This window comes from Rufibacter ruber (assembly GCF_001647275.1).
Taxonomy (GTDB): Bacteria; Bacteroidota; Bacteroidia; order Cytophagales; family Hymenobacteraceae; genus Nibribacter; species Nibribacter ruber_C.
This window is the reverse complement of record NZ_LRMM01000006.1, coordinates 106,539-132,134: the sequence shown is the minus strand read 5'-3', so window position 1 is coordinate 132,134 and position 25,596 is coordinate 106,539. Positions and strand designations below refer to the sequence as shown.

The window sequence follows — 25,596 nt, the reverse complement described above, 5'->3', positions numbered from 1 at the left end:
AAAACTTTTAAACGGCATGGCAACGTGCTAAGGTTGTGGCTTTTCCCCGGGGAGTCGGGGATGAAATTTTGCTTGTAAAGAAATTTGATATACCCTATATAAATCTTTTGCAATACAGTTGCGTACAAGCTAAAAATTCATTAAAGCTCCCTTCAAAATGGGGGGAGTGAAACTAAAACCTAACACAACTAAAACTATGGGAAATCTATTGTATATCATCGCAGTAGTATTGGTAATTATCTGGTTGATCGGCTTCTTGGGCTTTGGTGACCAAGTAGGCGGTATCATTCACGTATTATTAGTCATTGCCGTAATTGCGGTGTTGCTGCGTCTGATCAGGAGGGCGTAACGCTATTTTCTGAAAAGTATGTTCCATCTGCGTAAGCAGTAAAATGAAAATACTATGGGAAACTTGTTGTATATCATAGCAGTGGTGCTGGTGATTCTGTGGCTCATTGGGTTCCTGGGATTTGGAGACACCGTGGGCGGCATTATTCACGTGCTGCTGGTGATTGCCATCATTGCCGTACTATTAAGATTGATCAGGGGGTAACCCGTGCTTCAGATAAACAAAAAGGGCGCTACAGCAGTAGCGCCCTTTTTGTTGTTTTAGAGCTGTTTTCAGAAAAACAGCCCGGAAACGCCCCGGCTTAGGCCAGTGTTTTCTCTTTGTACATCTTGGCCCTTAACTGCTTGATGTCTTCATTGGTCAGGTACTCGTCATAGCTCATGCGCTTGTCAATGATGCCGCTAGGGGTCAACTCAATGATGCGGTTGGCTATGGTGTCTACAAACTGCAAGTCATGGGAGCTGAAGAGGAGTGAGCCTTGGTACTCTTTCAAGCCGTTGTTCAAGGCTGTGATAGACTCCAGGTCTAAGTGGTTGGTAGGTTCATCCAGAATCAGCATGTTGCCGCTTTGCAGCATCATTCTGGATAGCATGCAGCGCACTTTTTCGCCTCCAGATAACACGCTGGCTTTTTTAAGGGACTCCTCTCCTGAGAACAGCATTCTGCCCAGGAACCCTCTGATAAAGCTTTCATCTTTCTCTACAGAGAATTGACGCAGCCAGTCTACCAGGTTCATATCTGTCTGGAAGAACTCGCCGTTGTCTTTAGGGAAGTAAGCGGTGGTGATGGTGGTTCCCCATTTGTATTCCCCCTGGTCTGCCTGGGCCTCACCCATGACTACTTTAAAGAAAGTAGAGGCGGCCAGGTCATTGCGGCTAATGACCGCTATTTTGTCATTCTTGTCAACCATGAACGAAATGTCTTTGAAGATCACCCCTTCATCATTGCTCTTGCTTAAGCCCTCTACCTGCAGAATCTGGTTCCCTGCCTCACGTTCCTGCTTGAACTGGATGTAAGGGTAGCGGCGGCTGGAAGGTTTGATGTCTTCCAGGGTCAGTTTCTCCAATAATTTGGCGCGGGAGGTAGCTTGTTTTGATTTAGATGCGTTGGCGCTAAAGCGGGCAATGAATGCCTGGAGCTCCTTGCGTTTGTCTTCAGTCTTTTTGTTAGCGTCTGTGCGTTGCTTGGTGGCCAGTTGGCTTGACTCATACCAGAAAGAGTAGTTACCCGCAAATAACTGGATCTTGCCATAGTCAATATCTGCCACGTGGGTACAAACAGCATCCAGGAAGTGGCGGTCGTGGGACACCACAATCACGGTGTTCTGAAAATTGTCAAGGAAGTTTTCCAGCCACATGATAGACTCAGCGTCTAAGTGGTTGGTAGGCTCATCCAGCAGCAGAATATCCGGGTTCCCAAACAGGGCCTGGGCCAGCAACACCCTGATCTTCTCATTACCCCCCAGGTCTTTCATCAAGGTGTAGTGCAGGTCAGGGGAAATACCCAGGCCGCTCAGCAATTCACCCGCTTCATATTCGGCATTCCAGCCTTCCATGTCGGCAAACTCAGCTTCCAGTTCAGAGGCGCGCATGCCATCTGCCTCAGAGAAATCTTCTTTGGCGTAAATGGCGTCCTTTTCCTGCATAATCTCATACAGGCGCTTGTGGCCCATGATCACCGTCTGCAGAACCGGATACTCGTCATATTCATAGTGGTTCTGCTTTAGTACCGCCAGTCGCATTTTAGAAGGAATCTCCACCGTGCCGGTGTTGGGGTCAATCTCCCCTGAAAGGATTTTCAGGAAGGTAGATTTGCCCGCGCCGTTAGCGCCAATGAGGCCGTAACAGTTGCCGGGGGAGAACTTAATGGTGACATCTTCAAAGAGGGTGCGTTTGCCGTAAGAAAGGCTGACGTTATTGGTGCTGATCATGCTTTACTATTTGTCTAATGCTGTTGTGGCCGCGAAGTTACCAAAAGAACTGTAAACCATCTCTATGCGGTAAATTTTACGTTCTGAATGCGGTGCGGCCTTATATACAGACAATCAATTTGTTGAAACAGTTCAGGCCGAAAAAAAGCGGTGAGTCAGTTGAAAAGGGATTTGGGCAGGAATGAAAAAAATGTCTTTTAACACAACACCTTCGCAAATATACAAGTATATGATAAATCATATCTTAGTTGATATGGAGAAGCTTGCCGCTTCTAAGCTAAACGACCAAAACAAAATAAAACTAGACATGGAACAACGTAGGACATCGGTACAGAAAACCGGTACTTATTATGGAGTGATTACTGGAATAGTAGCCATAGTGTACCACCTCCTGCTGATAGTAACAGGATTAGCAGATGTGACCTCCCTGCACTTCTTAACCGGGGTGATTTTAGTGGTGGGGGTCTGTCTGGGCATAAAACGGCACAAGCAGCTGAAAAACGGAAGGATTAACTACCTGGAAGGCATTGGGGTGGGGTTCATGGTAGGGTTAGTCTCCTCAGTACTCTATTCTACTGCCCAGGTGCTTGGAGACTACCTCTTTGACATGGCCTATTCTTACCCATACATGGCAGATGACCTCTACGGAGACGAGCCAGCCATCTGGATTGTAGCCACTACCTGGGTCATCTTTGGTTGTGCCATTGGTGCCTTTGTTGCGTACCTGGCTATGCAGTTCTTTAAAAAACCAGACCATAAACTAACTGATATTTAAGCTGCGGCCTGCTCAGCCAGCGCCTCTCAAGCCGACTCTCTACTAAGGGTCGGCTTTTTTTATTGTATCTCCTTTAGGTGATAATTGTATTTTAGTGATGAAAAAAATTTAATTCCTTAATTTGTTTTATCTGAGGCGGTTGTTAAACTACAATATGGAATAATTTGCTCTGAGGGTAAAAATCGGTTTGAGAGTAATAATAACCTGTTTTAGATAGAAAAATAATATTTTATAGACTATATATAGACGTATTGAATATTGATGATTTAAATATAGTGCAAACACAATTGTTTTTGTAGTGCAATTATAAAATATAAAATTTCATATAACTATAACATTTTTGGTGACGTTAAAGGAGATATAAACCAGAAGCAAATAACCAACTGGAAGTCATAAACAACTAAAGCGTCAAAACATCATGAAAAAGTTCTTACTATCCGCCTTCTTTATTGGTGCCGTTTATACTGCCCAAGCCCAAACCAATCTTGCTGGTACTGCCGCTACCACCCGTGCTGTGCTTTCTATGAGCGCGACAGATATGACACGGCAGATGTACAATAACCTGGAGCTGAATGAAGGACAATATATTAAACTGAAGGCCCTTAACCAGGCCAGGTTAGATAGATACAGTGAAATAGAGCGCATGTACTCCAATGATAACCAGATGCGTGATGCCAAGATTAAAGAGGTAAAAGATCAGCTGGACGAGCAGTTTGCAGAGGTGCTAACCCCAAAGCAATTCACTGCTTATCTGGAAATGGAAGGCAGAGCCACTTCCGGTGGGGCCTCCAGCCCTGAAGGTACTTCTACCATGAACTCCACCAGCACGAATGTCTCTGCCGGTTCTGCCGCTGCTGAATCTGCAGAAGGTGAAGTCAAAGTAAAAGATGACAAAATGAAAGTGGAGTCTTCTTATGGTGAGATGAAAAAAAAAAGAAAGTCGAAAAACTAAAGACTGACTCAGTAAAATATAAGTCAACCCCCTCAGAAACGAAAATCATCACTCCAGACGGAAAATCTAAAGTGGAGAAAGACAAGGTGAAGATCAAGACTGAGACTACAAAAAAGAAAGTCAAAAACTAAGATTTGACGCTTGCCCAGAAAGCCGTTCCTCCTGTATGGAGAACGGCTTTCTTTTTTGGCAGTTGAATTCCAGTAAGGAGCTACTTTTTTATGATGAAGCACTCTCATACGTGGGTGTTAGCTCCTTTCCAGGCGTGTACCCTTTCCCCCTCTGAGGTCAACCTCCCTTCCAGACCTGGTTTTGCCCTATTTTCAGAAAAACAGGTCATAAACGCACACCCTGTATAGCAGAAACGAATCTGTGGGCAATGCTTACAGGGAATTGGTAATGGCAGACTCAATGGTATTGCCCAAGGCATCAATCCTCACTTTGAGGACCAGGGTTTCGCTGGAGACAGAGAAGCTGGCACATTTTGGCCCGGGTTTTATATAGTATACATAAGATTTATTGCTCCTGTCCAGCAACTCTTCGGCCTCTGGTTTGCCAAACAGGCTTCTGATATCATACTCCTTCAGGCCAATTAAATCTAACCGGATAGCCTCCAGCTCTTTTTGTAGTTCCTGACGTTTGCCTTCGCAGCCGTGTACATCTGATTTCCAGGCGCCAGAATCAAAATTAAAATTGCTGGTACGTGAGGAACAGGCCCCAGAGGCCAGTAAAAGCACACATGAAAAGGGGAGGACAGAAGCAGAAAAAAAGTTTTTAAAGGATAGTTTCATAGATCCACTTTTAGAAAATAATGGTATTTTTACCATTGGTGTTGTTTCTGATCACCAGGTTCTCCCTATATTTAAAGGAGAAAATGCAGACTACATGGAACAAAAGTAGAAAGACTCCTCGTTATAAGAGTGCACCTTGTAAAGAAATTAGATATGAATAGAACATTTTTAGCACTTTCGTTTCTAGCCACTCTTTCCTTCGTATCGCCTGCTACCAGTGATCCTTCTCACTATACTACTTTGCCCAACCAAGAAGCGAGCCTGGCGATTCCCCAGATGACAGATGTGCCTATCATTCCTTCGTTTCAGGAGTTCCTGGAAGAAGTCTATGATGATGCAGATCTAAAACAGGCCGGTTTAGACTTCAACGTCTTCCAACGAGCGGCCACGGGGTATTATAACCTGAAAGAGCAAAAGAAGCTGAACCGTTCTAAAGATATTCTTACCATTGTTGATTTCGGCAAATCAAGCCGCGAGAAAAGATTTTGGGTAGTAGACATGAAGAAGAACAAAGTTCTTTATAAAAGTCTGGTGGCCCACGGCCAGGGGTCTGGAAATGACATGGCCGTAAACTTCTCTAACACGGTTGATTCCCATATGAGCAGTGTAGGGTTCTATGTAACAGATGAGCCTTATTACGGCAAGCACGGCCTCTCTCTGAAGCTAGACGGCCTGGACAAAGGGTTCAACTCCAATGCCAGAGGCCGCGCAATAGTGGTGCATGGGGCTGACTATGTAAGTGACGCCTTTGTAAAAAAACATGGCCGCCTGGGCCGCAGCCACGGTTGCCCCGCTTTGCCACAAGATATTTCTGCCGAAGTCATTAACCTGATCAAAGACGGCACCTGCCTGTACATTGATTCTCCTAAGGCGAACCTGCAGTCTGCGTACCTGAACCCAACCAAAGCCATCAAAACGTTTGAATCTGAAATTATTGCCCAGCAAAAAGTACTGTTAGGAAAATAAGTTTACCCCTGTAAAACAGAAAAGCCGGCTAACATAGCCGGCTTTTCTGTTTTACAGGGGTCTGAAAAATCAAGCAGTGTCCCGGGTGGCTTTCACTAAGCTGATACCGGTAAAAAGAAATATAAGCCCCACCACAAACGGAACGGCCGCTGAGAATTGATTCACAGAAAGATTCCCTACTGAGTCACCTCCAGCTAAGAAGGCATATGCTCCCCATATGACACCCACAATCCCTAGGATTGTCAGAATGGCGCCGAATGTTCTCTTCAAATTCATTTTTGCATGTTTTAGTTGTGCACGAGCTTCTGCCCGCTTGGGTATCTTACGTATGTGCAATCAAAAGGATATAGCAGCTATGCTATGTTTCTTTGAGAATCAGCCAAAAGCAATACGTATAAACACGCAACCAACTACCGCTAGAGCCGTTCTTGGAGGAATACTTTCTGAGTGATAATAAATCTGAATCAGGGGGTAAACCCGTAGCTACATTAAAATTTTGCAATATGAGAGGCTCTATGCGCATTTTGGTGGGCATTGTGATTGCGGCTTTTCCCATGCTGACCTATTGGTGTAACAGAGAGTACAATCCTGTGACCGGCGAAAACCAGCATGTGAACATGAGCGCAGATCAGGAGATTGCCCTGGGGTTACAGGCCGCCCCCCAAATGGCCGCCCAGTATGGGGGGCGGCACCCAGACCAGCAGGCCGTTGCCAAAGTCAAGGAGTTTGGGCAGCGCATAGTACAAAATACCAAAGCCAGAGAAACACCGTACGCGTTTGACTTCCACTTGCTGGCAGATGAAAACACAGTGAATGCCTTTGCCTTGCCCGGCAGGCAGATATTCATTACGGCCGGTCTCCTGCGCAGACTGCAAACCGAAGGCCAGGTGGCCGGGGTCCTGGGCCATGAGGTGGGGCATGTGGTAGCACGGCACTCTGCTGAGCAAACAGTCAAATCTAAACTTACCCAGGGGCTTTCAGGGGCAACGGCGGTGGCCACGTATGATCCGGAGAACCCTTCCTCGGCGAGTACTGCCGCAGCGGCGGCTATGGTAGGAAGACACCTGAACCTTAAGTACGGCAGGGATGATGAATTGGAATCTGACCGTTTGTCTGTCGCTTTTACGGCCCAGGCGGGCTATGACCCCAGGTCCATGATAGGCGTGATGGAGATACTGGCCCAGGCCGGAGGGGGCGGCGGCGGACCAGAGATCTTCCAAACGCACCCCAATCCTGAGAACAGAAATACCAGGCTCCAGCAGGCCATTGGAAAGGAGTTTCCCTGTGGGGTGCGGCCGGGCTGGTGGAGTAAGGAAACCGGCTTTCCCTTCCAGATAAAAAAACTCCTGGTTACTTGCTGATACTTGCCTAATCAATAACTTTAACCTGTTTTAGGGCTGTTTTCTGAAAAACAGCCCTAAAACAGCCCAAGCTGAAAACTGCCATGACCAAGATTCTTTTTGTAATCAATCCCATTTCAGGAGACATAGACAAAGAAGACCTGGAAGAGGATCTGGTGGCGTTCTGCCAACGCCACCAGATCTCTGCTTCTTTTTTCAGAACCACCGGGGAGCAGGATGAACAAAAGCTCCAGCAGGAGATAGAACAGGGACAACCTGATGTGGTGGTGGCTATGGGGGGAGATGGCACCGTGAATCTGGTGGCCAAACTCCTGATTGATTCTCCTACTCAACTGGCTATTATTCCGCAGGGGTCTGGCAATGGCTTGTCAAAAGATCTGGACATTCCCCAGGACTTTGAGGAGGCGCTCCATTTATTGGCAGAGCATAAGGTGAAAGCGATAGATACGCTGCAAGTTTCTGGCCACCATTCCATCCATCTCTGTGACATGGGCTTCAATGCCCTGGTGGTGAAAAGGTTCTGCGAGGGAGACACCCGCGGCCCCGGCGCTTACGCCTGGATAGCCATGCAGGAATATATGAGCTATGAACCCAAACGGTATACGGTTATTTCTGAAGGGGAGACCCTTTTTGACGGGGAGGCCTTTATGCTTACCGTTACCAATGCCAAAGCCTTTGGGAGCAATGCCACCATTAACCCCAATGGCGTGATCAATGACGGCAAATTTGAGATCTGCATTCTGGAGCCGTTCCCCAAGACCGCCAGCCTGGGAATCCTTTACCGGATGTACACAGACAGTATTGATGACTCAATTTACACCCAACGGTTCAGTTGCCGCTCTGCCACCATCTTGAACCATGCCCGGGAAGTCACACACATAGACGGCGAACCGGTAGACCTGCCTGAAAAGATTGAATTCAAGGTGCGTCCCCAAAGTTTGCACGTGCTGCTTCCTACCCCCGGGGAGCAGGAGGGGTAGAGGGCGCATACACGCATTTTTGAAATGCCAACACAGAAGGGCCCCGGGAGTGAGGGAGGGTTCCAGTACCCGTAACCAGATGGTCCCGTCGCGGTACTGGTCCAGCACCATAAACCCTTTATTCTCGTGTGAGAAAGAGGCTTTTCCGCCTTTGGCCACAAAATTAGTCTTGCTCCCTGACCCGCTCACCGCGTAATGATTCCCCTGCACCTGAAAGTACTGCAGGTTATGGTCATGCCCCGCCACATAAAAGAGGTTCTGGTGCTGGTGCAACATCTTTAGCAGCCGCTTTCTCAACCGCCTGTACGGAGGGTACGACATGTCTTCATTAGCCCCCAGGTACTTCCGGTAATATCTGAAAATGGTGCCCATCAGGGGCAATGGGATCAGCGCCCTTTTATTGACAAATGTCAACGGAAAAACCTGCTGTTTCACCGTAAACTTGCCGCCGTGCAGGGCATTGCTGTACAATGGGTGATGCGCGGCAATCACTACAAACCGGTGCTTGTTTTGCGTTAAAAGACTGTCAAGCCTACTATAAAAATCAGTGGGAAGTTTGAGGGAGCAGCCGTACTTCTCCCCAATTGGCCTGAACCCCCGTTGTACCCACCATTGGGTATTGATGATGATCAGCAGCAGCCCTTCATTTATCTCCCAGGAGACAGGGCCCAGGCAGCCGTCTTTGGGCAGATAGGCATGGGGGTCCTGCAGCTGCTCCTGCACCAGTTGCTGTTGCCGCATCAGGTAGTCATACCCGTTTTTCCGGCCTTTGTTCCAGTCATGGTTTCCGCCCAGGTAAATCACTTTGGATCTGTAGGCCTTTAGCAGGTCCAGCTGGTACTGGAGTTTTTGGACAGACGCCTGGTGCAGCCTGTGTTCCTGCGGAGGGATCCCCACCGGGTACACATTGTCCCCCAGAAAAACAATAGTGCTTTGCTCCCCAGCCTCCTCCAGCCACCCTTGAATAGATTTCATCACCGGATCCTGGCTCACCGGCCCGGCATTTCCCAAATCCCCTACCAGCGCCACAGAATGGATACGCTCTGAAAAAGGGGGAGGGGTCACCGTGCGCCAGCCTATCTCTGCCAATGCATAATACGGCTTCTTCCTGAACTTGCGCTCCTGCAGGTAAGACCACAACAGCCAGAGGGAAAACAGCAGAAAAAAGGCTAGAAGCACATAAAGCAGCATTACAGGGGCGGGAGTGTTGGTTGGTCTTCCTCTTACTGAAGAAGCAGGTTAAAAGTTAGGCGGGAGCAAATGCTTAAAGTGCCCGTTCAGTTTCACCCGTTCCTTTAGCCGCTCGGTCTCCAGCTCCACGGGTAAAATGCCAGTAAGGTGTTCTAAGATAAATTCCATGCGCTCACTCTCCCTGTGTAATTGCAGCAGCGCATATTCCTGCTCAGTAGACAAACCCAGGTGGTGGGCCACGTCATAAGCCAGAAAATCAGGTTTAAGGCTGATCATCAAAGACTGTATGCCCAGGGCCACGTACAGCTGCCGGAGCAGTTCCAGCACCTGCAGCCTATGCAGGGGCTCCTCATCCAGAATCAGGGGCACGTCTTCAATCTCCCCGCCGGCATACAGCCTGCCCGGCATCTGCCGCTGGAACTCCTTTACTTTAAATATGCCCAGCCCTTTGGTTTTAATGTCCATTTCGCCGTTGGCGTATTTCTTCTCAATGCTCAGGATCTTAATCTCAGTGCCATAGTCACCCACCCCGTTGTCCAGGTAAACGGGAATCCCGAAGGTGGAGTCATTGGTCTGGCATTCCATGACCAGTTGTTTGTAACGGGGCTCAAAAATGTGAAGGTTTAATTTCTCCCCCGGAAACACCACAATATTCAACGGGAAGAAAGGCAGAAATCTGCTCATGCTGCTAGTATTGATGAGTAAGGCTACTAATTTAAGAACGCTTTCCAGATGCTGCCAGTAATTCTTTATTTTTGTCTTTCATTGAGGCGCTCTAGTGTCTGGAAACTATTGATTTGATGGCTAAACCAACTATTTCTTTCACGTGGGCAGATGCGCGGCGGTTGTTCTGGAAGCTGTGTCTGGTGCTGTTTCTCACGTCTGTTCTCTGGGTGCTGGTGTACCGCTGGATTGACCCGCCGGTGACGCTGCACATGCTCTCCAAACGCTCTGAGCCGTCTCCCAAGACAGAGAAAGTAGAGGTGATCCAGTACAGGTTTGTGGAGCTGGAAGACATGTCCCAACAGCTGCCCCTGGCCGCCATTGCCGCCGAAGACCAGTTGTTTATCACCCATTCCGGCTTTGACTTTAAGGCGATCAAGCAGGCGTTTCAGCGCAATCTCTCCAGTAAGAAAACCTACGGCGGGAGCACAATCAGTCAGCAGGTGGCCAAAAACGTATTTCTGTGGCATGGCCGCAGCTACCTCAGAAAGGCAGTGGAGATGTATTTTACCTTTTTGATTGAACTGCTTTGGGGCAAGGAGCGCATCATGGAGGTGTACCTGAACATTGCCGAAATGGGGGACCATGTCTTTGGGGTGCACGCCGCCAGCCAGTACTTCTTTAAAACAACCCCAGACAAACTAGGCCGCCAACAGGCGGCTCTGTTAGCCGCTGTCTTGCCTAACCCAATCAAATATTCCGTGAAAAACCCCAGCGGCTACACCCTTCGGCGGCGCCGGAATATAGTGCGCAACATGAACAGGTTAGGCGGGAGTGACTACATTAAAAAGTGGATGCAATGAAAAACGCTTTCCTTACCCGTGTCTGTTTATACATGGTAGCCTCTGCTTTGGCCCTGGGTTTCACCAACTGCCGCAGCACCAGAACATCCCCTTCACAGGCCCCAACTGAGATTGCCGCTATCATGCAGGCGCAAAGCCAGGCCTGGAACCGGGGCGACCTGGAAAGCTATATGGAACCGTACTGGCACTCAGATTCCCTAATGTTCATTGGCAAGAGCGGCCTTACCTATGGCTGGGACCAAACCCTGCAAAACTACCGCAAAGGCTATCCAACCTGAGAAGCCATGGGCGAACTCACGTTCACCCTGCTGCAAACTAAGGAGTTGGCAAAAGACGTGCTGCTGGTGGTGGGCCAATGGCACCTGAAGCGGAGCATGGGAGACATTGGCGGCCACTTTTCGCTTGTTTTCAGAAAAATAGCCGGAAAATGGAAAATATTGGCTGACCACTCCAGTTGAGTGCCGAAGGGATTCTTAGGAAGGTTATAGGTTAGGTACGTTGGTAGAGACCAGGCACCGCCTTGACTCTTACGCATTGCTGGTTTTTGGATAAGATATTTGCTGACGCTTCCTTTCCTGGAGCGGCCATCGCAAAGAGACAAGGCAGTGCCTGGTCTCTAAATTTGAATACCTAACCCCATTCACCCCAAATTCTGTGGTCTGCTGTTTTTAGCCTCCTTTTCTGAAAACTGCCCTAAAACAGCTCTCGCCCATTCACACCTTCACCCCTTCACGCATTCACTCATTATTTCTTCCTCGTGTCTTTGCTGATAGGGGCGGGAGGCAGGTTAGTGGGGGTGCCCGGCGCATCACTGCTATCTACCTCTTTCTGCGCCTCTACCTCTTTCACCTCTTCCTGGAAGATCAAACCGTTGTCTGCGGCGTGCTGGGCGGCGGCGGCGGTGTCTTTTACCAGGATCATCTCAACGGTTCCTTTCAGTTCCTGCGTAATTTCCTCCACCATCTTTGCCCGCTCCGGCAGCTCCACATCCCTGATGTAGGCGCAGATGATTCTGCCGGGAAACTCCTTGATCACCTCCCGGTAAATGGGAGCGTCTTCCTGGCCGCTGTCGCCAATGAGCACGAAGTTGAGGTGCGGGTACGTGAGCAGAATGTTCTGGATTTCCTTAAACTTGTGGCTCATGTGGTCTGCCCCAAAGAACTTGTTCTGCAGCAGCCCGAAGTCCCGCAGCAGCAACGGCCCTGCCGGAATATCATGGATGTCCAGAAAGTCATGCAGCAGGTCATAGAGGTTCCAGGGGCTGCTGCTCACGTAGAAGAACGGGTTGTTGCGCTTGCCGTTGCGGCCCAACTGCAGGGAGCGGTAAAAGGCAGAGACCCCGGCAAACGGTAAACGGGTGCGCGCGTTGTTCATGAAGGTGTTCTGAGACATCTTGATCAGGTCTGTGGCCGAGGTCAGGACAATGGTATCATCAATGTCTGAGATAATGCCATACTCAGCATCTGGCGGCGGCACCAGCACATGGGCTTCGGTTTTGATACCGGGCTCAAAAGAGGAGATGTTAGCCGCCAGCAGTTCTATTTCAATTTCATGCCAGCTCTTTTCTTCTACCAGGGGGGTGGCAGGAGCCAGGTTCAGCACAAAATAGCCTTCCTTGTCTGTCACCACCTGGTGGTCCTGCCCCTCAAACTTTACCCGCAACTGGGCATTGGGCACCTCATCACTTTCAAAACGGCGGTACATGTTCACCAGGTTTTTCCAGAGGGTGTCATTGTCAGCGGCAGAGGAAATACCTTTGTTGGCCAGCACCCGGCCCTTTACATACAGGCGGGTGCTGGTGCCGTAGCTGCGGTAGGGCACAATGTGCAGCGGCTTGTAGAGGTTGAACCGGTTCCGGAACCGCTGCATCATGAGGTCAAACGTCAAGTCTGCCTTTTCTACCGCAGAACCCACCAGTTTTCGCCAGTCTTGCATGGAATAGTGTCTTGTTTAGTCTGTTTGTACGGTAAAGAAGCGGCAACAGATATAGAGGGCGCTACAGCCCCAGCGAGCTTTTAAACTGGGCATAGCCCGAAGTTGGTTTCTGCTCAGTGCTGCAGCCCACCTGCTGCGCCTTTTGCTCAATGTCATGTATGCGGTTGCCCGGCGACGGGTGGGTGCTGATGAACTCAGGCATGTTTCCGCTCTGTTCCAACGCCTGCATCTTCTGGAAAAAGCCGGCCGCGCCGTCACAGGCGTAGTAGTTGGTACCCGCCAGGTACACCACTGAAAACGCGTCTGACTCCCGCTCATAATCCCGGCTGAACTTCAGGCCGGCCATTTGTCCGGCAATCTGCGCCACCGTGCGCTGCAGGTCGCCAGAGTTCTCATCAAGGAACAGGGAGAGTACAAACGAAATGCCGTACTGCTTCTGCAGCTGCTTCACTGTGTGCCGCTGGTCTGCGTGGGCAATCTCATGGCCCAGCACGCCCGCCAGCTGGTCTTCATTGTCTAAGGTTTTGATCAGGCCGGTAAACACATAGATATGCCCGCCGGGGGTGGCAAAGGCGTTCTGGGTTTCCGGGTCGTTGATGATGGTCACTTTCCAGGGGAATTCTTCGCGGTAGCTTACTTCGCCGCTGCTTAAGATACGTTCTACAATGTTGTCCAGGAAGGCGTAGGCGGTTCTGTAGCGCGGGTTTGACCGTTCCAGCAGCTGGCCCTTGGCACGGTACGTGGAGTCTACCTGCAGGGCTACCTGCTCGCCCAGTTTCAGGTCTTCCTCAATGGCGAACAAAACCCGGTCACCGTTCTTATCTGTGCTGCAGGCGCCGGTTCCCAGCAGAAGCGCCAGGAGAATAACAAAGGAATAACGGGAGAATGGTTCAGGTGAAAGTCGCATACAAATTGGTCAGAAAGTATCAGGTCTCCGCCTACTACGCAGACCTGGGGCAGGTAGATCAGGGGGCAAAGAAAATATATTTAGAGCAAAGGCCAAGGCCTCCTGTTTTGGGGCTGTTTTTGAGAAAACGGCCCCAAAACAGAAAAAGAAACTTTTACCCTCCCTGGCAGTTAAAGGACATACCCAGACCAAGAACCACCCATGGAACAAGAACTTTCACCCGCTGCTGTTTACGCTGATGTGGCCGCCTCTGCCCAGCTAGCCGGCTTGCGCTATTATCCAGACACCAAACCAGGAATCACGCGCCGCAGCAACGGCAAGAAGGTAGCGTATTTCACCCCGAAAGGGGAGCCGGTGGAAGACGGGAAGACCCTTGACCGGATCAACCGTCTGGTGATTCCGCCCGCCTGGACAGAGGTATGGATCTGCCCTTCGGCCAACGGCCACATACAAGCCACCGGCCGGGATGACAAGGGGCGCAAACAGTACCTCTACCACGCCCAGTGGAAGGAAGTGCGCAGCCTGAACAAGTTTGGCCGCATGATTGCGTTTGGCAAAGCCTTGCCCGAGATCAGGAAGCAGGTGGAGAAAGACCTGAAGCGGAAGAAGCTGGAGAAACGCAAGATCCTGGCCATTGTGGTAGAACTGCTGGACAATTCCTTTATCAGGATTGGCAACAAGGCCTACGCCAAAGAAAACAAGTCTTTCGGGCTCACCACGCTGCGGGACCGGCACGTGAAGATTGAGGGCAGTAACCTTAAGCTGGAGTTTGTGGGCAAGAAAGGCATTCAGCATGAAATCACCATCAAAGACCGGCGGTTGGCCAAGCTGGTGAAGCAGTGCCAGGATATTCCCGGGTATGACCTGTTCCAGTACTATGATGAAGACGGCAACCGCCAGCCCATAGAATCTGGAGACGTGAACGACTACCTGCGCAGCCTGAGTGCCGAGGAGTTCACCGCCAAAGATTTCAGAACCTGGGGCGGCACCGTGATGATGGTAGAATGCCTGGAACAGCTGATAGACGAGAACCCTGAGATTGAGAAGGAGAAGTCTGTGAAAGAAGCCGCCAAGATGGTGGCGCATGAGCTGGGCAACACGCCCACTGTCTGCAGCAAGTACTACATTCACCCAGAGGTGGTGAACCTGTTTAAACAAGACAAGTTAATTGACTACTTGCGCAGGCATGACGCCAAGAAACGGAAAGAGAACCCGTTCCTGTCCCGCACAGAGGCGTTTGTGATCAAAATGCTGCAGGAGGTGAAGGGGGCGGTGTAGCAGAGATTTGCCGCTGCCCCGTATGCTGTTTTGGGGCTGTTTTCTGAAAAACAGCCCCAAAACAGCATGAGGTAACCCCTTTCTATTAGAATATGAAAGGAAGCAGCATGGCCGCATTCTTCAGGAAGAGTCTGAGATGGCGCAGGGCTACGGTAATCTGGTTTTCTACGCTGCGCTTGGAAATGCCCAGCTGCTGCGCAATCTCCTCGTTTGACAGCTGTTCTTTTCTGCTGAGCAGGAAAATCTCCTGGCACCGTTTGGGCAGTTTCTCCAGTTCATAGTCTAACTGATGGTCCAGTTCCTGCACGCGAAGGGCCTCTTCGCCGGTGTTGGCCTGGGTGAGGGGGGGAAGGGCCTCCAGCTGGTCTGTATAGTACAGCGGGATCACCCTGGCTTGCTTCATCTGGCGGTACACGTGGTAGCGGGCGGCTGCTTTGAGGTAGGCCGGGAAAGACTCTATCTGCAGCTGGTGGCGTTTGTTCCAGAGGTTCAGGAAAATGGCGTGCACAATCTCCTCACTGGCTTCGCGGTCTTTCAGGTGGGCAAAGGCCGTGGTGAAAATACGGGACCAGTAACGTTCAAACAAGGCAGTAAAGGCTTTAGTGTCATCCTGCTGGATGGCCTGCCATACTTCTGCATCTGGTTGTTGCTGATACATACTGCTTCTTTGAACTCAGATTTGAGCATATTCAATCATGCCCTAAGAGGGAAACGCCACTACTGGTTACTCTTCACCTGACCTTCTCTTGCCACAAAACACGGGAAACTTCGTCAAGCCAATGTTACGGCCAGGTTATCTTTTGATTACGAAGTCTTTCCTTTGCCTTCTATTCAGGCCTGAGCAATATAAAGAAAAATTCTTGTAAAAATTTCCCCCGCCCCCAGGGCTAGTACAGAGCCTGCACGGGAAGGCCGTCAGCCTAACGGGTGAAACGGGGGTAATTGGTTTTGCTGTGCGTTTTAGGCCTGTTTTTAGAAAAACAGCCCCAAAACAGGATTTTCTTCTCCCCGCCAGCCACCGGTGTGCGCATCTGCCGTTCCTGGCTACATTTCCCCTTTCGAAAAAAAAATTGTAAAAGAATGTGTGTGTGCCAGCCTACACTTGTCTCTTGTAAGGTATAAGGCACCTCATCCATGACCAGAGAAGAATATCTCCATTTATATCAGAAATACCTGAACGGCTCCTGTACCCCAGAGGAGATGCAGCAACTGGAAGAGCACCAGGATGAGTTTGAGCTGGAAGAACTCCCCTGGAATGATCAGCAGATGGGGGCGCAGCATGACGTGAAACACGCGCTTTTGACCCGGCTGCAGGAAGATATGGCGCGGCAACAGTCAGAGAAGCGGCCCGGCTTTGCCTTCTCCTATTCTGTTGCGGCCGCAGTGGCCGTTCTCCTGCTTTCTACGGGCGTGTTCTTCTGGTTGAACAGAGGCGAAGCCACACCGCCTCAGGCCTTGGTACAGAAAAGCGCTCCTGAGGCAGAAGTCACCCCGGGCCGTGACAGAGCCTATCTCACACTGGCAGACGGTACGGTGGTAGACTTAGACGAAACCCAAAACGGCAATGTAACCCATCAGGGGGCTGTCAAGATCATCAAGGTAAACGGGCGGCTGTCTTACCAGGGACCAAACAATGATCAGCAGCTGGCGCTCTATAACACCTTGTCTACCCCGCGCGGCGGACAGTACCAAATCACCTTGTCAGACGGTACCAAGGTATGGTTAAATGCCACCTCCAGCCTGCGTTTTCCGGCGGCGTTTGCGGGCAAGGAGCGGGTGGTGCAGCTACAGGGCGAGGCGTACTTTGAAGTAGCCAAAAATAAGCACATGCCTTTCAAAGTAGTGGCCAATGAAATGGAGGTGGAAGTATTGGGTACCCATTTCAACCTCATGGCCTATGAAGACGAAGACCGCCTGCGCACTTCATTGCTGGAAGGCTCCGTGAGAGTAAGCAGCACTCAGAAACAGGTGGTGCTCCAACCTAACCAGGAGGCCGTGCTGCAAAAGAATTCCCACGCCTTGCAAGTGCACCAGGTAGATGCTTCTGAGAGCATCGCCTGGAAAAACGGCCAGTTCCTCTTTCATGACGAAGACCTCAAAAGCGTAATGCGCAAAATTGCCCGCTGGTATGACGTGGACGTGGTGTACCAGAGTGAAATAGGCGAGAAAAGCTTTACCGGCACCATTTCCCGGTTTGAAAAAATTGAAGATGTGCTGGAGATGCTGGAGTTAACAGGAACTGTACATTTTGAACAAAAAGGAAGGAGGCTCTATGTAAAGGCATAACAGGAAAAAAATATGCCCGGAGCCAAAAAAAGAACCAGGGGCGTTGCAGCGCCCCTGGCTATAGTTGGGCTACTAGAGGCAATACATGTGTCACATCTATTTTCTAAAACCCAAACAAACAAATGTATGAAAATTTATACTCTTTCTAAGAGTAGGTTTCCAGGGAGTATACCGCAAAAGCTAATCTTGGGTATGAAACTTACCGTTTTTTTAATGGTGGCCGCCCTCTTGCAGGTGAGTGCCGCCAGTCATAGCCAAAGCATTTCGCTTTCTTACCGAAACGCCCCACTGGAGCAGGTTCTCAAAGAAGTGAAAAAGCAGAGTGGCTACAATTTTCTCTACAACGTGCAAATGCTGAAAGAAGCCAAACCGGTCACGCTCCACCTGGCAGATGCCTCTTTGGAGGAAGCCTTGGAGCGCAGCTTTGCCGACCAACCGCTCACCTATACCCTGAACCAGAAAACGGTGGTGGTCAAAAGGAAAGAAAGTACGCGGGCGGCGGTGGCGCCGCCCACCCTGGTAAAAGGCAGGGTGCGGGACAGCAAAGGCGAACCCATGCCTGGGGTGACCATTACCTTGAAAGGCACTACCGTAGCCACCTCTACAGACGGAAACGGGAATTTTAGTCTGCCAGTACCGGTAGACCAGGGGGTGCTGGTTTTTTCCTTCATCGGGTTTCAAAACAAAGAACTCCCTTTTAACGGCCCCGCCGAACTCACCTTAGATTTACTGGAAGACAACCAGGCCCTGAAGGAGATTGTGGTGGTGGGCTATGGCCAGCAGGAGCGCGAAGATGTGACCAGCGCCATCAGTTCCTTTAAACCCAGTGAAGAAACAAGCCGGCCGGTATTAGGGCCAGACCAGTTGATTCAAGGCCGCATGCCCGGTGTAAACGTGTCAGCGGGGTCAGGGGCGCCCGGCTCCTCTAACCGGGTGAGCATACGCGGTATCGGGTCCTTGAGCGCCAGCAATGAGCCGCTCTACGTCATTGACGGAATTCCGGTAGTACCGCACAACGCCGCGCTCTTCAACCTGGGCGAAAACATGAACCCGCTTTCGCAGCTCAACCCCAATGACATTGAATCTATTGAGGTGTTGAAAGACGCGGCTTCCTCGGCTATTTACGGGTCACGGGCCACCAACGGCGTCATCATCATCACCACCAAAACCGGGAAGAAAGGCAAGACCAACCTCAACTTTGACTTCTACACCGGCGTGCAGGACGTGCCTAATACAGACAAGGTAAAAATGGCCGACTCAGACCTGTACCTGGAGGTGATAAATGAAGGCATTGACAATTACAACCAGCAATTTGGGTATAAGCCCGGTGATACCAACTACATGTTGCGCAAGCTGAACCCATACCCGGGCATGCCAGACACAGACTGGTTTGATTTGGTAACCCAAACCGCGAGAACCTCCAGTTACAATCTGTCCTTCTCCGGAGGTACTGATAAAACCCGCGTATTTATTTCAGGGAACTACTTAACCCAGGAGGGGGCCATCATTACCAGTGAGTACAAAAAGTACACCGGTAAGATCAATCTTTCGCACCAGATGTTTGACTGGCTGGAGGTAGGCACTAACTCAAACTTGAGCTACACCCACAATTCGCGCGTTCCAGGTTCTAACTCGGGGGCCACCGTAATGGCGCGCAGCATTCCGCAGCGGCCTTTTGACCGTCCCTACAAACCCAACGGTGACTACTACATGGGCGGAACGCCTGACCTGCTGTACCACAATCCGCTCCATATCCTGAATGAGGAAGACGCAGACATTGAGAATTATCGTTACCTGGGTAATTTCTTTGCCACGTTCCACTTGTTCAAAGGGCTTGATTTCAAAACCTCATTGGGCCTTGACCAGATTTATACGGTAGACAAAGTCTATTACAATGAAGACCACCCGTACGGCACCGGCGTAGGCCGCCTGATTGACAGCCGCCGCAGCATTTCCAACTTACTAATAGAAAACACCCTCACGTACAACAAACAGTTTGGGGAGCTTTCGTTTTCGGCCCTGGCCGGGCAGTCTTACCAGAAAGTGAACAACTCCAGCATCAGCATTTATGGGCGTGGATTCCCTTCGCCTTCTTTTGATGTGCTGTCAGTGGCCGCTGAGATCACCGAGGCCGGAACCGGTTTAACTGAAAGTGCCATTGCCTCTTACTTTGGAAGAACCAGTTTCACCTTTAAAGACAAATACCTGCTCAACCTGTCTTACCGCGTAGACGGCTCCTCTAAGTTTGCCCCAGAGAACAGGTTCGGGTATTTCCCGTCAGTGTCAACAGGCTGGCATATTTCGCGGGAGGAATTCTGGCCGGTCTCGCTGCTGGACCTGAAAGTGCGCGCCAGCTACGGCTCAACGGGTAACCAGGACGGCATCAGTTCTTATGCCTACCAGGCCCAGATGAGCGGGGGGCGGAACTACGGGTATAAAAGCGGGATAGGAGTGAGCACCAACGGCAACCGTGATCTTACCTGGGAAACCGCCGATCAGTTTGACGTGGGGGCAGACTTCAGCTTTAAGCGGGGCATGTTCCATTTTACGGTAGACTACTTTGTAAAGAACACCAACAACCTGCTTTACAGCCGCCCAACGCCGGCTACCACCGGGTTCACCAGCATTACCAGCAACATTGGCTCCATGCGCAACTGGGGGTGGGAATTCCTGCTGGGGTCTAACCTCACCTTTGGGGATTTGACCTGGAGCTCAGACTTCAACATCTCGTTCATCAAGAACAAACTCACCTCGTTGCTGGGTGATGATGCCTTGCTCATTGGTGCCAACCGCACATTGAAAGTAGGGGAGGAAGTAGGCAGTTTCTATATGTACAAAATGCTGGGCATTTACCAGACCGATGAAGAAGTGCCGGCAGCCTTCTTTAACCAAGGGGTTAGGGCAGGTGATGTGCAATATGAAGACCTAAACAATGACGGCCTCATTAACGTGGATGACCGCCAGATTGTAGGCACCTCCAACCCCAACTTCTTTGGGGGCTGGAACAACACGTTCCGGTACAAGAACTTTGACTTGAGCGTGTTCCTGAACTACAGCCAAGGGGCAGAGGTGTATTCTTCCGGCCGAATCACCATAGAGCGGCTGGCCAACAACTTCTTCAACATGCGCGAAGAAATTGCCCTCACCCGCTGGACCGGCCCCGGCACCAGCAATACCGTGCCCCGTGCCATTTATGGCACCGGCTGGAACACCCAGAACTCCACCCGCTTTTTAGAAGACGGCTCTTTCCTGCGTCTGCGCTCCATCATTCTGGGGTATACCCTGCCTAAGAACCTGGTGTCAAAAGTGCGCCTTGACCGGCTACGGGTATATGTGCAGGCAGACAACCTCTTCCTCTGGACCAACTATTCTGGCATGGACCCAGAGGTGACCAGTGACTTTGACCCGCAGTTCATTGGGGAGGACAACTTAATCCTGCCTCAGCTGAGAACCGTGAACCTGGGTGTGAACCTTAGATTTTAAAGCCCCTTCCCATGAAAAATATTCTTAAATACATAGTGATGGCAGGCGCGCTGCTGTTCACGTCCTGCAATGACCAGTTAGACTTCTATCCGCACTCCTCGGTGTCACCAGACAATACCACCGAGAAGGACATGGACGCGCTGCTCTACGGCATGTACAACACCATGCAGAATGCCCCGGGCAGAGAAGCTTACATTACGTTTGACTTGTTGGGCGGTGACCTCTTCGCCGCCTCTGGCGGAAATGTGCAGGCCTTCATCAGCAACATTCTGCGTCCTGAATACTCCATGATCAGCGCCTCCTGGAACGGGTATTTCCGCGCCCTGTATCAGGTGAACAACGTGCTGGAAACGGTAGGGAAATTCCCAGACTCCCAGAAGAAGCGTGAGATTCTGGGTACCGCCCACTTTTTCAGGGCGTACCTGTACTACAACATGGTCACCCGCTGGGGCGGTGTGCCGGTGCTGGAAGTGAACACCACTGAGAAAGTAGCCCGCAACTCTGAGGCTGAAACCTGGGCCTTCATTGAGAAGGAACTCACGCTGGCCTTGCCAGATGCGCCGGTCTACGTGGTCAACAATTACTACTACGTGAACAAAGACGCGGTGCAGGCGCTGTCTGCCCGCGTAAAGCTGGCGCAGAACAAAATGCAGGAGGCGGCGGCACTGGCCGAAGGCTTCATCACGTCTGGCCGTTACCAGCTGGACAGTTTTGAGAAAATCTTCCGGAAGCAGCAGAACCGCGAGGTCATCTTCGCTTTTGAGAACAACACCGAGGAGTCCAGCATCACGCTGAGCACTTTGTTTTATACCTATGCCCACCCGGTAAAAGGTTCTTACGTGTACAAGCCCACAGATGCCGCCATGCAGATGTATGAGGCCAATGACAACCGGCGAGCCATTTCCATTGACACCTACCAGGGCCTGAACGTGGTGAACAAATACCCCAGCGGCCAGGCCGGCACCGACCCGTTTGTGGTTCTCCGCCTTGCGGAAATGTACCTCATCAGCGCCGAGGCGCAGGGACTGGCCGGTCTGCCCCGGTTGAATGAGCTGCGCGCTGCCCGCAACTTAGGACCTGTCAACCCCACCACGCCGGAAGAAATGGTAGATGCTGTGCTGGAAGAAAGGCGCCGCGAGTTTTTGGGTGAGGGCTTCAGGTGGTATGATCTGGTGAGAACCGGGAGGGCTGTTGCTACGCTGGGCCTGAAGGAGTATCAACTCAAATTACCGTTGCCCGAAAACGAGTTGATCCTGAATGATTTGCTGGAGCAAAACAATGATTATTAATCCTTTAACCAGACCAGACATGTTACAGACCTTTAAAAAATATATACTTCTTCTCAGCTTGGTGGGCGGGGTGACCGTCTTCAGCGGATGTGAAGAGGATGATGCCCCCGTTCCGGTAGAGCGAGCGCCGGTCACGCAAGTTGCCCAGCAATTGGTTGAGAAATCCAGCCTGGTGGCCCGCGTCTTCTATGACACCACGTTTCAGCTGCACCCTGGCGTAGAGGAAACCGATATGCACTATCTGACTGCTGACGGCTATACCAACCGCGCCTTTATCTTAAAGGTAGATTTGAAGCAGCCCGGCGTCTCCTTGTTCCCTGCCACTCCCTACGGCGGCACCAGCTTTGCCATGCAGACCATTCCAGACATGGTGAAGTATATTGACAAAGCGGGCAGAAGGGTAGTGGCCGCTGTGAACTCAGACTTCTTCAATACCAGCACCGGGGAGCCCCGCAGCCTGGTGTTTATCAATGGCAAAGCGGTAAAGACCGCCATACAGGCGGGCGGCCGCGGCTACTTTGGCGTGGACAAACAAGGCAACCCCTTAATTGGGAATCTGGAAACCTATGATGCCCAGAAAGACAACCTTCTACACGCTCTGGGCGGCCACCACCGCCTCCTGAACAATTACCAGGTGGTCAGCCAGACAGACGTGTCCATAGAACCCAGAACGGCCGTGGGCTACACCGAGGACAAGGTGGTCTACTTTGTGATGATTGACGGCCGCCGGTTTGATTACGCCAACGGGAGCACCATTGAAAACATGGGCCGGTTCCTGCTGGCACTGGGCGCAAAGGAAGCGCTCAACCTGGACGGCGGCGGTTCCAACACGTTTCTCATCAAGCACCCGCTGGCAGACGTGTGGCAAGTGCGCAACTGGTCGTCAGACGGCAAGCCGCGGGCAGTGGCCAACGGTTGGACTATTGTGGCAGATTTGCCTTAAGCAAGAGCATGTTTAGATAAAATAGGTTTGTTTTCTGTTTTGGGGCTGTTTTCTGAAAAACAGCCCCAAAACAGAACCCCGGGTTCTGCCAGAAATTTCTTTCAGGAAAGGTATTTCGGCGGGAGCCGGACAGACCACACACCTTCAAAAAACAGAACTATGTTATTGAAAATAAATAAATATGTGGTGTTTCTTCTGGCGGTCCTGTTTCTGGCCGCCTGTGATGAAGACAACGACCCCACCACCAACGCAACTCCTGTAATTGTCTCCCTTTCGCCTGAAACGGGCACACCCTCAACCATTGTCACCATCATGGGCCGCCATTTCAGCCCCGTGCGCTCCAACAACGTGGTGAAGTTTAACGGAACAGCAGCCGTGGTCATTGAAGCTTCTGAAGGGGAGCTGCAGGTGGTGGTACCCGAGAACGGCACCACCGGAAACGTGACGGTAACCGTTGCCGGCCAAGAATTGACAGGACCTGCCTTTACGTATGCTGAACCACAAGAAGAATTTATGGTCAGCACCTTTGCAGGAAGCGGTACCGCTGGCCTGGTAGACGGCATGGCCGAAGAGGCTTCTTTCCGGAGTCCGGAAGGGGTGGCGTTTGACCTACAGGGAAATGTAATTGTGATTGACCGGGGCAACAACGGCATTCGGCGCATTACCCCGGCGGGACTGGTGTCTACACTCATGGGCGGGGCTGCCGGAAACGTAGACGGTCCGTTGGCGGTGGCGCAGCTGAACCTGCCCTGGAAATCTACCGTTGACGGCCAAGGCAACATCATCATTGCTGACCGAGACAACCACAAAATCAGGAAAGTCTCTCCGGCGGGCGTCATGACCACCATTGCCGGAACGGGTTCCGCCGGCTACGCAGATGGTCCGGTGGCTACCGCCCGTTTCAACCAGCCGCTAGACGTGGCGGTAGACAAAGACGGCAATATTTACGTAGCCGACAACCTGAACCACCGCATCAGGAAAATCAGCACAGATGGCACCGTGAGCACCGTGGCCGGAAACGGACAGGCCAGTTTTGGGGATGGAGATGCCGCCACCGCCGCGTTCCGGAATCCGTCTGGCCTCACCCTGGATCTGAACGGCAATATTGTAGTGGCAGACCGTAACAACCACCGCATACGGCTGGTAACGCCCCAAGGCCAGACCAGCACCGTGGCCGGCACCGGCACCGTGGGTTCAGTAGACGGCGCGGCGGCCACCGCCCGCTTCAGCCAGCCTTATGGCGTGGCGGTAGACAAACAGGGCAACATTGTAGTGGCAGATTTGGGTAACCACAAAATCAGGAAAATCTCTACGGCGGGCGCGGTGACCACCATGGGCGGCACATCGTCGGGCTTTGGGGATGGTCCCGGTACCAGCGCCCGTTTCAACCAACCCACTGATGTTACCGTGGGGCCAGACGGCTATGTGTACGTGGCGGATCTAGGCAACAACCGCATTCGGGTCATCAGGCCGTTGTAAAGTTTTTCTGTTTTCTGTTTTCGGGCTGTTTTCAGGAAAACAGCCCGAAAACAGAAGCCGCTTTTTCTTGACTCATTATCTTTCCGCGCCGTGAAACTGGTAAATATGATTCCTTAATTCCAGCGGAATATCCTACTTCTTGTACGCATGAGAAAAACGATAAACTTACCCTTGCTGGTGGTACTGTCTTGCTTGCTTCTGGCTGCGTGCGCCATCAAAGCGCCGCAGGGAAAAACACCCGCGCCCTTGAAAATAGGCTACTCAGTGGCCCTGGTGAACATTACGCCAGAAAAGCTGGCTTACGCTAAATCTGTGGGCATTGATTATCTGGAAACCTCGTTTCAGGCCTACATTGACAAAGACCTGAACTTGAAAAAAAGTGAGGCCGAAATAACGGAGGAGGTGCAGAAGGTGAAAGCCACCGCTGACAAGGCCGGTATCAGATTCTGGTCGGTGCACATGCCGTACAACCAGAAGATTGACCTCTCGCTGACAGATGAAACCGAGCGGCAGAAGGTAGTGGGGCTGCACAAGAAAGTGCTGGCGTTCTGCCAAATACTGGAACCCCAGGTCATTCTGTTCCACCCCAGCTACTACCTCACGCCGGGCGAACGGGAACAGCGCAAAAAGCAGCTGATCACCTCCAGCCTGGAGCTGTTGCCCGCGGTGAAAGCCATCAACGCCACCATGGTCATAGAGAACATGCTGGGCCCTGAGCTGATGGCCGATGCAAAGCGCGAACGCCCGCTTTGCCGCTCGGTAGAAGAGACGCTGGAAATCATGAACCGCCTGCCCAAAGACATTTACTCGGCGGTAGACATGAACCACATTAAGCATCCGGAGCTGCTCATCAGAGCGCTGGGCGGTAGGGTGAAATCCATTCATGCCGCAGATGGGCACGGTGAGAAAGAAAACCATTATTTCCCCTGCTCCGGCCAGGGAAGCAATAACTGGTCGGCTATTCTGGCGGCCCTGGAAGAAGCCGGCTACCGTGGGCCTTTCCTGTTTGAAAGCGCATACAAAGACGAGAAAGAGCTGAAGGAATGTTACCTCTCTTTGTACTCAGCCTACCTGGCGCAACGGCAGCAAATAAAACAGTAACACGCTGCCAAAGGCTTAACCACCATTTGCTTGTCTTTTATGTTTTGGAGCTGTTTTTCTGAAATTGGCCCCAA

General features: G+C 51.2%; 23 protein-coding genes and 1 pseudogene. 17 read left to right on the top strand and 7 right to left on the bottom strand.

The genetic code is table 11. The features are described 5' to 3' along the window. Window positions 1-196: 196 nt before the first annotated feature. The gene (locus A8O25_RS04275; RefSeq protein WP_123127185.1) at window positions 197-349 is read left to right on the top strand and encodes a lmo0937 family membrane protein; all 153 of its coding nucleotides are present in this window, start codon (window positions 197-199) and stop codon (window positions 347-349) included. A 54-nt stretch (window positions 350-403) separates the two neighbouring features. Next, window positions 404-553: a lmo0937 family membrane protein gene (locus tag A8O25_RS22855; RefSeq protein WP_153042582.1), complete on the top strand. Its 150-nt coding sequence runs from the start codon at window positions 404-406 to the stop codon at window positions 551-553. A gap of 97 nt (window positions 554-650) precedes the next feature. Here the strand turns inward: A8O25_RS22855 and A8O25_RS04270 are convergent, their stop codons facing one another. Next, a complete protein-coding gene (locus A8O25_RS04270) occupies window positions 651-2,279 on the bottom strand; it encodes an ABC-F family ATP-binding cassette domain-containing protein (protein WP_066831285.1) in 1,629 nt (542 codons plus the stop codon). A 307-nt stretch (window positions 2,280-2,586) separates the two neighbouring features. Between A8O25_RS04270 and A8O25_RS04265 the strand changes: the two genes are divergently transcribed. Further along, a complete protein-coding gene (locus A8O25_RS04265) occupies window positions 2,587-3,054 on the top strand; it encodes a DUF4199 domain-containing protein (RefSeq protein ID WP_161947692.1) in 468 nt (155 codons plus the stop codon). Between the two features lie 418 nt (window positions 3,055-3,472). After that, complete coding sequence (locus A8O25_RS04260) at window positions 3,473-4,006, top strand: hypothetical protein (RefSeq protein WP_066831282.1); 534 nt, start codon at window positions 3,473-3,475, stop codon at window positions 4,004-4,006. A 383-nt stretch (window positions 4,007-4,389) separates the two neighbouring features. Here A8O25_RS04260 and A8O25_RS04255 read toward each other — a convergent pair whose 3' ends face one another. After that, window positions 4,390-4,743 (bottom strand): hypothetical protein, encoded by a 354-nt coding sequence (locus A8O25_RS04255; RefSeq protein ID WP_066831278.1) that lies wholly within the window; start codon window positions 4,741-4,743, stop codon window positions 4,390-4,392. A gap of 207 nt (window positions 4,744-4,950) precedes the next feature. Between A8O25_RS04255 and A8O25_RS04250 the strand changes: the two genes are divergently transcribed. The 3 genes from A8O25_RS04250 (at window position 4,951) to A8O25_RS04235 (ending at window position 8,104) form a co-directional block, all read left to right on the top strand. After that, on the top strand, window positions 4,951-5,763 hold the full coding sequence (locus A8O25_RS04250) for a murein L,D-transpeptidase catalytic domain family protein (RefSeq protein ID WP_153042580.1): 813 nt from the start codon (window positions 4,951-4,953) through the stop codon (window positions 5,761-5,763). 503 nt (window positions 5,764-6,266) lie between these two features. Beyond that, on the top strand, window positions 6,267-7,124 hold the full coding sequence (locus A8O25_RS04240) for a M48 family metalloprotease (RefSeq protein ID WP_066831270.1): 858 nt from the start codon (window positions 6,267-6,269) through the stop codon (window positions 7,122-7,124). A gap of 83 nt (window positions 7,125-7,207) precedes the next feature. After that, window positions 7,208-8,104: a diacylglycerol/lipid kinase family protein gene (locus A8O25_RS04235; RefSeq protein WP_066831267.1), complete on the top strand. Its 897-nt coding sequence runs from the start codon at window positions 7,208-7,210 to the stop codon at window positions 8,102-8,104. A 441-nt stretch (window positions 8,105-8,545) separates the two neighbouring features. Here A8O25_RS04235 and A8O25_RS23690 read toward each other — a convergent pair. Both A8O25_RS23690 and A8O25_RS04230 read right to left on the bottom strand, forming a co-directional pair. Beyond that, window positions 8,546-9,295, bottom strand: a pseudogene (locus A8O25_RS23690) (metallophosphoesterase); the annotation flags it as partial. A gap of 48 nt (window positions 9,296-9,343) precedes the next feature. Then, window positions 9,344-9,979, bottom strand: coding sequence for an LON peptidase substrate-binding domain-containing protein (locus tag A8O25_RS04230; RefSeq protein WP_066831264.1), 636 nt, complete (start codon window positions 9,977-9,979; stop codon window positions 9,344-9,346). A 116-nt stretch (window positions 9,980-10,095) separates the two neighbouring features. Between A8O25_RS04230 and mtgA the strand changes: the two genes are divergently transcribed. Genes mtgA through A8O25_RS22845 form a run of 3 tightly spaced genes read left to right on the top strand, consistent with a single transcriptional unit; the run spans window position 10,096 to window position 11,279 of the window. Beyond that, complete coding sequence (gene mtgA, locus A8O25_RS04225; RefSeq protein WP_066831261.1) at window positions 10,096-10,821, top strand: monofunctional biosynthetic peptidoglycan transglycosylase; 726 nt, start codon at window positions 10,096-10,098, stop codon at window positions 10,819-10,821. After that, on the top strand, window positions 10,818-11,099 hold the full coding sequence (locus A8O25_RS22850; protein ID WP_153042579.1) for a Cif family virulence factor: 282 nt from the start codon (window positions 10,818-10,820) through the stop codon (window positions 11,097-11,099). Before mtgA ends, A8O25_RS22850 begins: the two co-directional genes overlap by 4 nt. A gap of 6 nt (window positions 11,100-11,105) precedes the next feature. After that, window positions 11,106-11,279, top strand: a complete 174-nt coding sequence (locus A8O25_RS22845; RefSeq protein ID WP_153042578.1) for a Cif family virulence factor — start codon at window positions 11,106-11,108, stop codon at window positions 11,277-11,279. 286 nt (window positions 11,280-11,565) lie between these two features. On the opposite strand, the gene A8O25_RS04215 is transcribed toward A8O25_RS22845, so the two are convergent. Both A8O25_RS04215 and A8O25_RS04210 read right to left on the bottom strand, forming a co-directional pair. After that, window positions 11,566-12,756: an App1 family protein gene (locus A8O25_RS04215; RefSeq protein WP_066831259.1), complete on the bottom strand. Its 1,191-nt coding sequence runs from the start codon at window positions 12,754-12,756 to the stop codon at window positions 11,566-11,568. A gap of 61 nt (window positions 12,757-12,817) precedes the next feature. Beyond that, window positions 12,818-13,663, bottom strand: coding sequence for a M48 family metalloprotease (locus A8O25_RS04210; RefSeq protein ID WP_066831258.1), 846 nt, complete (start codon window positions 13,661-13,663; stop codon window positions 12,818-12,820). Window positions 13,664-13,864: 201 nt separating this feature from the next. On the opposite strand from A8O25_RS04210, the gene A8O25_RS04205 reads away from it, so the two are divergent. After that, on the top strand, window positions 13,865-14,941 hold the full coding sequence (locus A8O25_RS04205; protein WP_066831255.1) for a DNA topoisomerase IB: 1,077 nt from the start codon (window positions 13,865-13,867) through the stop codon (window positions 14,939-14,941). Window positions 14,942-15,026: 85 nt separating this feature from the next. Here A8O25_RS04205 and A8O25_RS04200 read toward each other — a convergent pair whose 3' ends face one another. Further along, window positions 15,027-15,599: an RNA polymerase sigma factor gene (locus A8O25_RS04200; protein WP_066831253.1), complete on the bottom strand. Its 573-nt coding sequence runs from the start codon at window positions 15,597-15,599 to the stop codon at window positions 15,027-15,029. A gap of 476 nt (window positions 15,600-16,075) precedes the next feature. On the opposite strand from A8O25_RS04200, the gene A8O25_RS04190 reads away from it, so the two are divergent. The 6 genes from A8O25_RS04190 to A8O25_RS04165 all read left to right on the top strand — a co-directional run bounded on the left by A8O25_RS04190 (window position 16,076) and on the right by A8O25_RS04165 (window position 25,522). Beyond that, complete coding sequence (locus A8O25_RS04190; protein WP_066831247.1) at window positions 16,076-17,227, top strand: FecR family protein; 1,152 nt, start codon at window positions 16,076-16,078, stop codon at window positions 17,225-17,227. Window positions 17,228-17,419: 192 nt separating this feature from the next. After that, complete coding sequence (locus A8O25_RS04185) at window positions 17,420-20,710, top strand: TonB-dependent receptor (RefSeq protein WP_241498929.1); 3,291 nt, start codon at window positions 17,420-17,422, stop codon at window positions 20,708-20,710. A gap of 11 nt (window positions 20,711-20,721) precedes the next feature. Beyond that, the gene (locus tag A8O25_RS04180) at window positions 20,722-21,999 is read left to right on the top strand and encodes a RagB/SusD family nutrient uptake outer membrane protein (protein WP_066831241.1); all 1,278 of its coding nucleotides are present in this window, start codon (window positions 20,722-20,724) and stop codon (window positions 21,997-21,999) included. Next, the gene (locus tag A8O25_RS04175; RefSeq protein WP_066831238.1) at window positions 21,989-22,942 is read left to right on the top strand and encodes a phosphodiester glycosidase family protein; all 954 of its coding nucleotides are present in this window, start codon (window positions 21,989-21,991) and stop codon (window positions 22,940-22,942) included. The genes A8O25_RS04180 and A8O25_RS04175 overlap by 11 nt, the downstream gene beginning before the upstream one ends. A 159-nt stretch (window positions 22,943-23,101) precedes the next feature. Next, entirely contained in the window at window positions 23,102-24,421 is a 1,320-nt protein-coding gene (locus A8O25_RS04170; RefSeq protein ID WP_153042577.1) for an IPT/TIG domain-containing protein, read from the top strand. Window positions 24,422-24,568: 147 nt separating this feature from the next. Further along, complete coding sequence (locus A8O25_RS04165) at window positions 24,569-25,522, top strand: sugar phosphate isomerase/epimerase family protein (protein ID WP_066831236.1); 954 nt, start codon at window positions 24,569-24,571, stop codon at window positions 25,520-25,522. The last annotated feature ends 74 nt before the right edge of the window (window positions 25,523-25,596 follow it).

Excerpts from the sequence above, each read along its gene's own strand:
- A8O25_RS22845 (WP_153042578.1), top strand. The coding sequence starts at position 11,106 with ATGGGCGAACTCACGTTCACCCTGCTGCAAACTAAGGAGTTGGCAAAA.
- A8O25_RS04235 (WP_066831267.1), top strand. The coding sequence starts at position 7,208 with ATGACCAAGATTCTTTTTGTAATCAATCCCATTTCAGGAGACATAGAC.
- A8O25_RS04185 (WP_241498929.1), top strand. The coding sequence starts at position 17,420 with ATGAAACTTACCGTTTTTTTAATGGTGGCCGCCCTCTTGCAGGTGAGT.
- A8O25_RS04275 (WP_123127185.1), top strand. The coding sequence starts at position 197 with ATGGGAAATCTATTGTATATCATCGCAGTAGTATTGGTAATTATCTGG.
- A8O25_RS04270 (WP_066831285.1), bottom strand. The coding sequence starts at position 2,279 with ATGATCAGCACCAATAACGTCAGCCTTTCTTACGGCAAACGCACCCTC.
- A8O25_RS04265 (WP_161947692.1), top strand. The coding sequence starts at position 2,587 with ATGGAACAACGTAGGACATCGGTACAGAAAACCGGTACTTATTATGGA.
- A8O25_RS04215 (WP_066831259.1), bottom strand. The coding sequence starts at position 12,756 with ATGCAAGACTGGCGAAAACTGGTGGGTTCTGCGGTAGAAAAGGCAGAC.
- A8O25_RS04180 (WP_066831241.1), top strand. The coding sequence starts at position 20,722 with ATGAAAAATATTCTTAAATACATAGTGATGGCAGGCGCGCTGCTGTTC.
- A8O25_RS04175 (WP_066831238.1), top strand. The coding sequence starts at position 21,989 with ATGATTATTAATCCTTTAACCAGACCAGACATGTTACAGACCTTTAAA.
- A8O25_RS04250 (WP_153042580.1), top strand. The coding sequence starts at position 4,951 with ATGAATAGAACATTTTTAGCACTTTCGTTTCTAGCCACTCTTTCCTTC.
- A8O25_RS04200 (WP_066831253.1), bottom strand. The coding sequence starts at position 15,599 with ATGTATCAGCAACAACCAGATGCAGAAGTATGGCAGGCCATCCAGCAG.
- A8O25_RS04190 (WP_066831247.1), top strand. The coding sequence starts at position 16,076 with ATGACCAGAGAAGAATATCTCCATTTATATCAGAAATACCTGAACGGC.
- A8O25_RS04165 (WP_066831236.1), top strand. The coding sequence starts at position 24,569 with ATGAGAAAAACGATAAACTTACCCTTGCTGGTGGTACTGTCTTGCTTG.
- A8O25_RS04260 (WP_066831282.1), top strand. The coding sequence starts at position 3,473 with ATGAAAAAGTTCTTACTATCCGCCTTCTTTATTGGTGCCGTTTATACT.
- A8O25_RS22855 (WP_153042582.1), top strand. The coding sequence starts at position 404 with ATGGGAAACTTGTTGTATATCATAGCAGTGGTGCTGGTGATTCTGTGG.
- A8O25_RS22850 (WP_153042579.1), top strand. The coding sequence starts at position 10,818 with ATGAAAAACGCTTTCCTTACCCGTGTCTGTTTATACATGGTAGCCTCT.
- A8O25_RS04210 (WP_066831258.1), bottom strand. The coding sequence starts at position 13,663 with ATGCGACTTTCACCTGAACCATTCTCCCGTTATTCCTTTGTTATTCTC.
- A8O25_RS04230 (WP_066831264.1), bottom strand. The coding sequence starts at position 9,979 with ATGAGCAGATTTCTGCCTTTCTTCCCGTTGAATATTGTGGTGTTTCCG.
- mtgA (WP_066831261.1), top strand. The coding sequence starts at position 10,096 with ATGGCTAAACCAACTATTTCTTTCACGTGGGCAGATGCGCGGCGGTTG.
- A8O25_RS04170 (WP_153042577.1), top strand. The coding sequence starts at position 23,102 with ATGTTATTGAAAATAAATAAATATGTGGTGTTTCTTCTGGCGGTCCTG.
- A8O25_RS04205 (WP_066831255.1), top strand. The coding sequence starts at position 13,865 with ATGGAACAAGAACTTTCACCCGCTGCTGTTTACGCTGATGTGGCCGCC.
- A8O25_RS04240 (WP_066831270.1), top strand. The coding sequence starts at position 6,267 with ATGAGAGGCTCTATGCGCATTTTGGTGGGCATTGTGATTGCGGCTTTT.